7 protein-coding genes are annotated in these 12,934 nt (G+C 31.0%); 3 read left to right on the top strand and 4 right to left on the bottom strand.

What is annotated here, in order from left to right:
- Nucleotides 1-48: 48 nt before the first annotated feature.
- The 3 genes from VBY68_RS02185 to VBY68_RS02175 all read left to right on the top strand — a co-directional run bounded on the left by VBY68_RS02185 (nucleotide 49) and on the right by VBY68_RS02175 (nucleotide 2,921).
- Entirely contained in the window at nucleotides 49-597 is a 549-nt protein-coding gene (locus VBY68_RS02185) for an NUDIX hydrolase (RefSeq protein WP_415268737.1), read from the top strand.
- 18 nt (nucleotides 598-615) lie between these two features.
- Nucleotides 616-1,236, top strand: a complete 621-nt coding sequence (locus VBY68_RS02180) for a hypothetical protein (protein WP_415268736.1) — start codon at nucleotides 616-618, stop codon at nucleotides 1,234-1,236.
- A gap of 74 nt (nucleotides 1,237-1,310) precedes the next feature.
- Nucleotides 1,311-2,921: a class I SAM-dependent methyltransferase gene (locus tag VBY68_RS02175; protein ID WP_415268735.1), complete on the top strand. Its 1,611-nt coding sequence runs from the start codon at nucleotides 1,311-1,313 to the stop codon at nucleotides 2,919-2,921.
- 55 nt (nucleotides 2,922-2,976) lie between these two features.
- On the opposite strand, the gene VBY68_RS02170 is transcribed toward VBY68_RS02175, so the two are convergent.
- From VBY68_RS02170 to VBY68_RS02155, 4 genes are all read right to left on the bottom strand, one after another.
- Nucleotides 2,977-3,660, bottom strand: coding sequence for a fibronectin type III domain-containing protein (locus tag VBY68_RS02170; protein WP_415268734.1), 684 nt, complete (start codon nucleotides 3,658-3,660; stop codon nucleotides 2,977-2,979).
- Nucleotides 3,657-8,645, bottom strand: coding sequence for a leucine-rich repeat domain-containing protein (locus VBY68_RS02165; RefSeq protein ID WP_415268733.1), 4,989 nt, complete (start codon nucleotides 8,643-8,645; stop codon nucleotides 3,657-3,659). Before VBY68_RS02165 ends, VBY68_RS02170 begins: the two co-directional genes overlap by 4 nt.
- A gap of 173 nt (nucleotides 8,646-8,818) precedes the next feature.
- Complete coding sequence (locus tag VBY68_RS02160; protein WP_415268732.1) at nucleotides 8,819-11,320, bottom strand: PIG-L family deacetylase; 2,502 nt, start codon at nucleotides 11,318-11,320, stop codon at nucleotides 8,819-8,821.
- A 131-nt stretch (nucleotides 11,321-11,451) separates the two neighbouring features.
- A complete protein-coding gene (locus VBY68_RS02155) occupies nucleotides 11,452-12,879 on the bottom strand; it encodes an ATP-dependent DNA helicase (protein WP_121146711.1) in 1,428 nt (475 codons plus the stop codon).
- Nucleotides 12,880-12,934: the final 55 nt, after the last annotated feature.

Here is a 12,934-nt window from a genome sequence, read left to right as displayed (position 1 = left end):
TTAAACGTCATTACTTCCCTGTAATGACGTTTTTTTTACCGACCTTTTATGGATGAATTAATAGATATTGTTGACGAAAACGGAAACTACACAGGTAAAACCTGCTTAAAATCCGAAGCTCACAAAAATGGCTACTTCCACCCTACTATTCATATTTGGTTATATACTCCAGATCAACAAATACTACTTCAAAAAAGAGCATTAACAAAAAAAGTGTTTCCTGGTTTATGGGATATTTCTGTAGCAGGACATATAGCCGCTGGAGAAGACATTAAAATTGCTGCTATTAGAGAAATTAAAGAAGAGATAGGTTTTGATATCCTTTCTGAAAACTTACATAAAATAGGTACACGAAAACATATGGTAAATCATCCGAATGGAATTATCGATAATGAGTTTCATCATGTATTTATTGCTGAATTAACAGTTTCTGTTGAGGATTTAACCCTTCAAGAAGAAGAAGTTGCCGAGCTTAAATTATTTCCTTTAGAAACAATTCTACACACCAAAAACTACAAAAACGTACTACTACCTCAATATCAAGACTATTATTCGTTTGTGCATAACCAAATTGTAAAAAAACTTAGTATATTATAGTATCAAATTTCATTTAAGATGAAACAGTTACTATTCTTTTTATTTGTTTGCATACTTCAATCCTGTGCCTCTAAACAATATTTGAAAAAACATGGTTTTTCAAGTGATATTAAGAGCTTGGTAGAAGAGACATATGTAATAGAAAACAATCAAAAAAAGTTAATTCAAACTAAAAAACTACATTTTACTAAAAATGGACGTGTAAAATCATCAAAAACCACTGATAACCTAGGCAATATTATCGAACAAACCGAAAAACGTCTTTGGTTTGAAAAACGCTCTTATCCAAATAAACTTCCTTATTACTGTAAAACACGCTGGAAACCAAAACAACGAGAACGTATTAGTTGTTACACCCAAAAACAGTATAAGCAAAATGAAGTCATTGCTTATTATACTCAAAAAGGATTAATTGATAAGATAGTAGATAATTTCTCTACGTTTTACACACATCAATACCAATACACAAATGGTCAACTTTCAAAAATTTTAGTTACTGATAAATACAACAATCTTGTAAATACAATCAAGTTTGAATGTCTCTCTAAAGACTACAAAGGAAATTGCCTTGAGCAAAAGCAGGAATCTACAAGTTCAGATACTATCATAATTACATCTTTTACATTCACCTATCAATAGCTCTCAAAAACTTAAAATTAGATAGAGTACGTTTAAACTTAAATAGCTATATTTAAGACAAATAATCTCTCTATATGTTAACAAAACAAGAAAAATCTGCATTAAGAAGTAGGTTGTTTCGTCACTTAGATGGAATTGTAACTTGTCCTACAGCCTACACTTTACATGAAAAAGGAATTACAGAATACTTGTTAGATAAAAAATCAGTTAGTTTAACTGAAATCACCAATCATTTCAAAGCCAATGAAGGTTACTTAAATGTCGCCTTAAGAACACTCTGCTCACAAGGTTGGCTAACACAACATGTAGACAATACTCAAAATAAAGTTCAGTTTGAAGTAAATAAAGCTTCTGCTATTGCTTTTTCTTATTTTCACTTATATAAAGAAGCTTTTTCATTGTTGAAGTTTTCTGAAAATTATAGCGCACGAAAATTTGAAATTGAACCTTTTGTTAAGCTAGAAAACCTCTATAAAAATTTCACTAGTGACTTCGGTATTAAGCCTCCATCAACTTCCGAAGAGAAAGAAATTATAGCGCAAATTCTTACACACATTGAAGGAATTATCGTTGGTCCAACAATAGTTTTATTAGGAATGAGCGGTATGTTTCATAAATACTTTATGCAAACTAAGTTTAGTGCCGATGAATTTCATAAAGACGCTGATAATTTTAGTCGACTACTTGATTTATTAACCAGTTTAGGTTGGTTTTCCAAAACAAATGACTCGTATGAATTTACTGATGAAGGCTTATTTTTTGCACGAAGAGCAAGTGCTTATGGAGTTACAGTATCGTACATTCCTACCCTTAGAAAATTAGACAAACTTATATTTGGAAACCCTGATATTTTTAGAACTTCTGACATAGGTAATGACGAAATTCATGTAGATAGAGAAATGAACGTTTGGGGAAGCGGTGGCGCGCATTCTACCTATTTTAAAGTAATTGATGAAATTATCATCAACCTATTCAATAAACCTATTAATGAGCAACCTAAAGGAATTTTAGATGTTGGTTGTGGTAACGGTGCCTTTTTAAAACATTTATTTAACGTAATTGAGCATCAAACTTTGAGAGGTACCATGTTAGAAGACTACCCGCTCTTACTTATTGGTGTCGACTATAACGAAGCTGCATTAAAAATTACTCGTAAAAATCTGGTACAAGCCGATATTTGGGCAAAAGTGATTTGGGGAGATATTGGGAATCCTAAAGCGTTATCAAAAGATTTACAAGATAAATATGGTATCAACCTTTCTGATTTATTGAATGTCCGCACCTTCTTAGATCACAACAGAATTTGGCAGGAGCCCGCACCTAATGATGATTTAACTATTACCAATTCAACTGGAGCTTATGCTTACAAAGGAAAACGTTTGAATAATAACCTTGTGATAGAATCATTAAAACAACATTTCAACAAATGGAAGCCCTATATCAGTAAATTTGGATTGTTATTAATTGAATTACATACCTCAAAACCAGAATCGGTTGCTAAAAACATAGGAAAAACAGCTGCAACTGCTTATGATGCTACACACGGATATTCTGACCAATACATCATTGAACTTGATGAATATATGAACGCTATGGAAGCTATTGGGTTGACTTACGATAAAAATACGTTTAGAAAATTTCCAAATTCAGAATTGGCAACGGTTTCTATTAATCTTTTTAAGTAAAAAAGCTAGAGTAGTTTACTTACTCTAGCTCTTATAAGATATAAGTCCCGTTTATTTAACTGTTAAACCGGAACTCCTTATAAATAGACGATGAATTTCCATTTTTGTCTAAGACCACGACCATTAAAAAATAAGTCGTGTTATAATCAATACTTTGCTTTTCAATAAAAGTACTTTCTGTTTCTTTTATCAATTCAACTGTATCTTTTGACTCCCCTAAATATACTTTGTATTTTAAAATGTCGTTGTCAAGGTCAGATGCTTCCCAACTGATATTAATTGTACCATCTTTATTATCTTCTAATGTTATACTCGCAGGAAATGGAGCATGATTAGAAACAGAAACTCCTTCTGTATAAAAATTCCAAGCACTATTACTCTGCTTTCCTTTATTTTGTAAAATAGCAGTTACATTCCAAGAAAATTTTGTTGCTTTTGGCAAAATAATATTAATAGAATTAGTACTAGTCATTTTTTCAATTCTACTTCCACTTTCAGTGTTAGTAAGCACTACTTCATAAGATGTGGCATTTGTAGAGTTACTCCATTTTAGAGGAATAGAAACTTCGGTATCGGATATTTCAGTTCCTTCTGTGCAAAGCGTATTGTTTTCAGGAAAGATTAATTCAAAAGCTCCTAATTCTGGTTCTGATGGTACTGGTACTGGATCTTCACTTCCCCCTCCTCCACAAGAAGTTAATATTAATTGTATAAATAGTATAAATATTAGTTTTCTCATTTTTTGAATATTTTGGTATTAACAGTTTGTGTTGAAGTAGTAACTGTTACAAGATACATTCCTGTAGCAATAGTATTCATTGGTAGTTTAGCTACTCCGTTATAAACATCAAGCTTAGTTGATAATACAGTAGCTCCCTCAAGGCTTCTTACGGTTACTATAGCTGAATTATCTGTAACACCAGAAATGTTTAGGTAATTTGTAACTGGAATAGGGTACAATGTAATATCATTAACTGTAACGCTCTTGTTATAAACACCTTGACATGGTTTATTCGTAGTTATTTCTACAGAGTTGTTTCCTTTATCTAAACTTACTGTTATTTCTTGTTTACCAGCATCTTTAAAAGAGTATAAATATTCTTTACTATTTACGGTTACTTTATAATTTTCACTTCCTGAAACTTGATACGTAAGTGAAGTGCCTTTTAAACTAGTTTGAGAAACTTTTAAGGCTGCTGGAGCGCTAACCATTACATTGTAACATTGGCTAAAACTAGGTAACTCTGACGCAGTAACACATATTTCATAACTTCCTACAGGTAACTCTGTAATTTCTAATCCAGAAGTATGATTTACATTATCAAAAGTTTTATTTATTACACCTTGTCCTACCAAAATTACTTTATAGGTATAATCTTTATTAAATGAAAGGTTTACAACACCGTTACTTTTATCAGGACAAGTGGTACTGCTTACCATGACCTGAATATCACTAGGAGCTATATCAATTAATTGGTATTGAGCACAACCATTAGCATCAACGACACTACCTTCAACTGTATTCGGACATTGATCAATATCATCATTAACTCCATCATTGTCTGCATCTATTATTTCTACATTTAAGGTGATTGTTTTTTTAATTAATGTTAAATTCGTAACCACACTATTTGTTATGAGACAATCATATACTCCATTATCATCAATGTCAGCTTTACTTATAGTAAACGTTTTATCTTTAGTATTTAGAATGTTTTTTCCATTTAAACGCCAAGTATAAATATTATTTGGACTTGAAGTTCCTTCAACACTAAAAGTTATACTTTCATTTTGTTTAACTGTTATTTCTTTTGATACACCTAAGTGCGCTTGTGAGTCATATACATAATATTTTAATTTACTTTTCAATAACAAATGTCCTTCTTCTAAATCTTCAAAAACAAAACGATTATTATTTATTGTAAAAAGATAAAGATTTGGTATCTCTTTTATAGTTGTTGGGATTTTTCCTGATAATTGATTATTATTTAAATATAAATTTTCTAATTTGTTTAGATTCCCTAACTCAACTGGCACCCCCCCTGTTAAATTATTTTCATAGAGATATAAACTTACTAAGCTTGACAGGTTTCCAAATTCAGATGGTATTTCTCCGGTTAGTTTATTTTCCTCTAGCCCTAAATCTTCTATATTAATAAGGTTTCCTAATTCTGGCGGTATTGTGCCTGTTAAAGTATTATTTCCTAAATCTAATCTTTTTAAATTTATAAGATTACCAAGTTCTAATGGCACCAGCCCTGTTAACTTATTATTATCTAACGATAAGATTTCTAAGCTTATAAGATTTCCCAACTCTAAAGGTAAATTTCCTGTTAAATTCGCTGATCCTAGAAATAAAAACCTCAAATTAATAAGATTACCTATTTCTACTGGTAATTCACCAGTAAATTGGTTTCCTCCCATAAAAATGTTTTGTAATTTTATTAAATTCCCAATACTTTTTGGAATAGCTCCTGTCAATTTATTATTACCTATACTTAAACCTGTTAAGTTCGTAAGATTGCCTATTTCTAGTGGGATTTCTCCTGATAATTGATTTTGTGATAAAGAGATGTCTTTTAGTTTAGTCAAATTAGTTATTTCAACTGGTATCATTCCTGTGAATTGATTGCTACTTAAACTTAGATCCTCTAAAAAGGTTAATTTTCCAATCTCTTTAGGTATTACTCCAGATAGTTGATTATTTGAAAAGCTTAATTCTTTTAAATTGATAAGATTACCTATTTCTGACGGAATTTTTCCTTCAAGCTGATTCCAACTTAATCTTAATTGATTTAAATTAGCAAGGTTTCCTGTTTGTGTTGGAATTTCTCCCGTTAACTTATTCGAAGAAATATTTAAAGATTTTAAATTAGTTAAGTTCCCTATTTCTGGCGGTAATGTTCCATTTAAGTTATTATCATACAAGTCCAATCCCGTAACATTACCATAAGCATCTAAAGTAACACCTTTCCATGTGCTCATTTGAGCATTAAGATCCCATGTTTCTGTCCAATTTACCCCATCAGTAGCATTATAAAGCGCTATAAGTGCTTCTTTATCAATATTGTTTTCTGAACATCCTTTTTCATTTACAATCGCTCCTATTGGTGTATTTGGACATAAATCTATAGCATTATTTACTCCATCATTATCATCATCTAATTGACTACCCGAACATCCGTAAGCATTTACCGATTCTCCTGTTGGTGTATTTGGACATAAATCTATAGTATTATTTACTCCATCTTTATCCGTATCAATAATATTAACATTTAAAGTGATAGGTTCACTAGATAATATTAAACCAGAAACTATACTGTTAGTAATAACACAGTTGTACTCTCCTATATTAGATGCATTTACACTATTTAAAGTATAACTTTTATTGGTTGCTCCTATTATATTTTCTCCTTTGAACTTCCATTGATAATTATTATTATTAGAAGTACTATTTATTGTAAAAGTAATAGATTCATATTGATCAATGTTATGTACTTCTGGAACACCTATATCAGATTGTGGATGATAGTCATAACTCCTCAATTTGTCTTTTAACAATAAAAAATTATCTTCTAAATCGACAAATGTAAAATTGTTATTATGGATAGATAAACTACTAAGATTTATCATATCCTTGAAAATTACAGGAATTTTTCCTGTTAATTGATTACCAGATAAACTTAGATTTGTTAACTTAGTTAAGTTTCCTATTTCTGATGGTATAACTCCAGTTAGTTGATTACTAGATAAAATTAAATCTGTTAAATTTATTAAACTACCAATTTCTGACGGTATTACCCCTGTCAATTCATTGTAACCTAAGATCACTCTTTCTAAATTAGATAACATTTTGATTTCCAAAGGTATACCCCCAGTTAATTTATTATAACCTAAGTATATAACTTTTAAGTTGATTAAATTACCAATTTCTGATGGTATAACTCCCGTTAGTTGATTAAAACCTAAATTTAGAGATGTCAAATTAATTAAATTACCAATTTCTGATGGTATATTTCCTGTTAACTTATTTGTACTTAAATTTAAACTGGTTAGGCTAGTTAAGTTTCCTATTGTAGAAGGTATACTTCCTGTTAGTTGATTACTAGATAAACTTAGATCTGTTAAATTGATTAAATTACCAATTTCTGATGGTATACTTCCTGTTAGTTGATTACTAGATAAACTTAGATCTGTTAAATTGATTAAATTACCAATTTCTGATGGTATACTTCCTGTTAGTTGATTAGAGCTCAAAATTAGAGATGTTAAATCAATTAAATTACCAATTTCTGAAGGTATGTTTCCTGTTAACTTATTTATTCTTAAATTTAAACTGGTTAGGCTAGTTAAGTTTCCTATTACAGAAGGTATACTTCCCATTAACTCGTTATAACTTAAATTCAAACTTTCTAAATTGGTTAAATTTCCTATTTCTTCAGGCACAACACCATTTAAATTATTACTATTCAACCATAAATAAGTCAAGTTGGTTAAGTTTTTAATTTCTAAAGGTATGATTCCTGTTAATTGATTTTTGTACAAAAATAACCTCTTTAATTCTGATAAATTACCAATCTCTACAGGCAATGTTCCATTAAGTCCTCTATTACTTAGATTTAATTCTGTTACCCTACCAGCAGTATTTACAGTTACACCTTTCCAAGTACTTATGTCTTCATTTAAATCCCAAGAATCTGTCCAATTAACCCCATTAGTAGCATTGTACAATGCTATAAGAGCATTTTTATCATTAATAGACTCTACAGTTCTGTAAACAATGTTATTCCTTTTTAAAGTTAAGTTTGGTACACTTGAATTTTGTATTTCACAATAATACGTACCTGCATCTGCTAAACTAGCACTAGTTATTTGGTAAGTAGCACTAGTAGCTCCAGTAATTGAAGCTCCATTCTTAAACCACTGATAGGTGTTATTAGTACTTGACAAGCCTGTTACCGAAAAACTAACATTTGTTCCTTCCTCAAAAACAATGTTTTCTTCCTCGTTGATTTTGTTCTGTGGACTATAAGTAAGCGTTGCTACATTATCTTCTAATACTTTAGCTATGTTGTCAAAAGAAGAAGCTCTTTCAAACACAGCGAAAGGAATATTATTATTACTTATATCTAATGTATTTATTCTAAATAAAGTACTCGCTGTATAATCTGGTAAATCTGTAAGCAAATTGTTTGATACATAAACATCACCCACGTTTGCAATTGCATTCCCTATTTCCACCGGTAATTTCCCCGTTAACAAGTTTGAACTTAGATTTATTTCTACAAAATGCCTTTCAGTAAGCGTAAAAAGTTCAACAGGTATATCTCCTGATAATTGGTTGTTTTGAAGATATAAATAATTAAGATCTTTTGCAGAACCTAAGCCTCCTGGTATAGCTCCAGAAATTGAATTATTTGAAAGATTTAACAAATTCAAACTCTTCAAACTTCCTAATTCTGATGGTAAAGTCCCAACTAGGTTGTTATTAGGTAGGTTAATTTCATCAACATGTCTTTCGGCACCCGATGCACCAAAAACCACATTCGTTTTTACTCCATACCAATTCTGTGGAGAGTCATTCAAATCCCATTTGTTTGTCCAATTTGCTCCATCTGTAGCATTATAAAGCGCTATTAAAGCATCTTTATCACTTTGAGAAATTTCTTGAGCATTCACATTTACGCCAAAAAGGACTAGCGTAAAAAGTAGTAGTCTTTTCATATAATTTTTTTAATATTTGGCGTCAAAAGTAATTAAAGTTATCTCAATCACAAAAGATTACTTTTCGTTTAGTTTGTACTTACTTAGAAATCTATTTTTATTAATATTTTAAATAAAAAAAGCAAGGTTTAAAACCTTGCTTTTCTTTAATTTTTACTGAATTAAAAACTATTCTAATTCTCATCAGTTTTATTTTCTTTAACTGACAATAAATTAGCAAACAGTTTGTATGCTCCAGAAACACCCGCTGGTAACTCTCTAAAAAAACTTAAGCCTGTGTAGATATAGTTTCCTTTTCCATATTTCGCTACGAGTAAACTTCCATCTTTAGCTGACTCTCCTTTATCATGCATTGATAAAATAGGCGTGTATTCTTTACTCCATTTGTTCGGAAAGTACAATCCGCGTTCTTGTACCCAACCATCAAAATCAGCTTCAGTGATTTTGTTTGGGTAATTTAAAATAGAATGTTCTTTAGCTAAGAATGTTACGTTTGCATTTTCATCAGTAACTCTATCACGAGATAACTGTAAATTGTACGGAGCTTGTACATCTACTCTTCTATTTGTATTGTATTGTACAATTACATTTCCTCCATTTTTCACATACTCTAGCAAGTATTTTTGCTTAAACTGTAACTCTTTTATAGTATTATATGCCCTAATACCAACAACAACTGCATCAAATTGCTCTAAATTACCATTAATTTCATTTACATTCAATTCTGTTACTTCGTAACCAATTTGTTGTAAGCTTTCTGGAATTGCATCTCCAGAACCTTGTATATACCCTATTCTTGTACCGTTCTTTTTTATATTCATACGCACAACTTTAGCTTGTGATGGTAATAATACTGACTGCTTAGGGATATGATTGTAATTGATTTCTATCAATTCTTTATCATAATTTTTTCCTTCAACTTTTGCTATAGCTTTTAATACTCCTTCTGATTCTTTCTTTGTTGGAGTAACCATAAAGTCAATCAATTGAATATCTCCTTTTTGAGCTATGGAAAATTTTGCTTCGTTTGGAGTAACTGTCCATCCATTTGGTGCTTTTAGAGCAACTTTTCCATTTATGTTTTTTGCACCTGTAAGTACCTCTACAGTTACTTTTTGAGATTTTTCTGAAGAAAAAACTAATACTTTATTCAATAGCTTTGTTGTTACTTTAGGTAATACTTCAAAAGGCTCATAAATTTCTCCTTTATCTCTTTTTGAATAACGATGCACTATTGATTTTACAAAAGAAATAGACTCATTTTCTATCATTAAATTGAATTGTACTTGAATTGGTCTAGGAGTTTCAGGTTTTCCTCTTAATTGTTGACTTTCTACCGTATACATTCCTAAGCCCCAAGGTTTTTCTAACCAATATGGCGATGAATACGAAACTTCAGGTATCAAAATACTTTCTGTAAACGTTTTCTTTTCGTTATTCGCTAAATCTAAGTCTTTTACTATTTTTTTATTCTCTGGAAGTATTTTTATGGAAGATAACTCCATTGAAACTCCACTCCTATTTAACACTTCAAAATCAACATTCACTGAACTATTTGGTGTTGCACTAGAACTTTCTGCGGAAGCTTCTAAATACAAACCGGCACAAGCTTCAATAATTTCTTTTAGTTCTTTAGTTTTAACTTTCTTCCAGTGTTCACTTTTTAATTTTTGAACTTTTTGATATGCTTTTAATAGCGCTGGAAGATGTTTCGACGGATTTACAAAATCAAAATTTTGCTCAACATCATATAAAATATCTCCTATTTCTCCTCCACCTTCTACTCTATTCCATGTGGTATTGATTCCTGAAAAAATATCTTTTTTGTCTTTAGGAAAATCTCCTTTTAAGAACTCTACATATTCTGTTTGAGTTCCTCTAGTAGTTAATCTACCAAAGCCTTGGCATAAATGCTGACTACTTGCAATAGATGCTAATTCATTGTTTGACAACCCTTTTAAAGGATAATACGTTCCAATATCAAAACTTAACATTTTACTTTTGTCTGCTTTTGCAAACTTCTCTTGACTACCGTAAAACCACCAAGAAGTATTAAAAAACAACCTGTTTGGTTTCCATGTATTGGTATATTCTAATTGCTCAGGATATTTTGTTTTGTCATTAGCCAAATCAAAAGCTTCCACACTTAACATTGCCGATGAAGTATGATGACCATGTGTAGTTCCTGGTGTTCTGTGATTAAAACGATTAATGATTACATCCGGCTTGAAAGTACGTATTGCCCAAACTACATCGGCTAATACTTTATCCTTATCCCAAATTTTTAACGTTTCATCAGGGTGTTTTGAATACCCAAAATCATTAGCTCTAGAAAAACGTTGTTCTCCTCCATCTACACCTCTTGCTGCTAATAATTCCTGTGTACGAATAACTCCTAATAGTTCTCTCATTTCAGGGCCTATTAAATTTTGTCCTCCATCTCCTCTAGTTAACGACAAATATCCTGTTCTTGCTTTTTCATGATTCGATAAATAAGCAATTAAACGTGTATTTTCATCATCTGGATGTGCAGCGATGTATAATGCTGAACCCAGAAAGTTTAATTTTTGAACTTTCTCATAAATTTGGTTTGAAGTAAGTTTTTGTGGTTTTTGTGCATTTATTGTTAGTGAAATCAATAAAAAAGACAGCAATAAAAGTACTTTTTTGTGCATTTTTAATAGTTTGAGTAATACACAAATGTAGCTTTTTTAACTAAAGTATGAAGTACATTAACAAAATGCTAACATTTCCATTCTGGAGAACAACACTTATTTCTCCAGAGAAAAAGAACACAGGTATATTCCTAATCTAAAAAATACTCATCTTTAAAACCTATTAAGTATAATTTTTCTTGGGCACGAGTAACAGCTGTGTATAACCATCGTAAATATTCTACTGAAGCTCCATCTGGTAAGTATGGCTGCTCTATAAAAACTGTTTTCCATTGTCCCCCTTGTGATTTATGACAAGTCATCGCGTATGAAAATTTCACTTGAAGCGCATTGAAATACTTATTTTTCTTCACTCCCATAAATTGCTTGTATTTGGATTTTTCATGCGCAAAATCCTCCTTTACAGCTTCATACAAACGGTTCGATTCTTCATACGTTAATGATGGACTTTCACTTGTAAGAGTATCTAAGAGTAAAACGGTTTCAAAAGGTTTCATATCTGGATAATCAATCATACGAACTTCTACTTCGGCAAACTTAAACCCATATAATTCTTTAATTGCATTAATACGCATTACTTCACAAATATCACCATTAGCAATAAATCCTGCTGAAGAAGAGTCTTTTAACCAGTAGTAGTTATTTTTTACCACCATCACATAATCTCCCGTAGAAATCTCGTTTTCTTGTCCGCGAATTTTAGTTCTTATCTGTTGATTGTACTGATTTGCTCGTTTATTTGAACGCACAATTATTGCGGTGTCTTCCACACCTATTTCACCATCGTAGGCTGTTGTTATAGCATCTTGAATATCATATCCGTCTTGTAATCGAATAATATCAGGATAATTTACATCAAATTGAAAATGTGTTGAATCGTTCTGAATTAATAAGCGTAAGTCTGTTGCATTAGCCAAAATTCCAGAACCTTCTTCTTGTCGAACCACTTCATCTAATTCAATTTCTGTAACTTCTTTGTTAAACTCAAAAGATAACTTATCGGCTTCCAAAGCTGGACTCATCGTCAATTTTACAGGTGGTAACTGCGCAGTATCTCCAATAAAAATAATTTTACAATTTTTTCCTGAGTATACATACGAGATTAAATCATCCAATAAAGAACCATTTTCAAATAGTTTAGCATTCTGTTTTTCATCAGAAATCATAGAAGCCTCATCTACAATGAAAAGGGTATCGGTATGCTTATTGGGTTGCATTACAAAATTCACAGCTCCGCTACTTTGTTTTTTAGGAAAGTATATTTTTTTATGAATGGTAAATGCTTGTCGGTTAGAATATCCTGAAATTACTTTTGCTGCACGCCCTGTAGGTGCTAGTAAAACTGCTTTTTGTCCTATCTTCCATAAATTGTGAACCACGGTACTTATAATGGTAGTTTTACCCGTTCCTGCATACCCTTTTAACAAAAATAAAGCACGATTATCATCCGAAAAAATAAAGTCTGTTAAGACATCTAATAACTCATTTTGCTTTTCTGTAGGTGTATATGGGAACTTTTGTAGTATTTCTTTATAAAATTTCGAAGCAGTTTGTATCATATTTCAAATAATATTCAAAGATAAGTCTATTTATAAATTAATTATTTTCATCATT

This window comes from Tenacibaculum ascidiaceicola (assembly GCF_047470925.1).
Classification (GTDB): Bacteria; Bacteroidota; Bacteroidia; order Flavobacteriales; family Flavobacteriaceae; genus Polaribacter; species Polaribacter discolor.
Note: the sequence above shows the minus strand (reverse complement) of the source record. Positions and strands in the feature narration are given on the sequence as shown.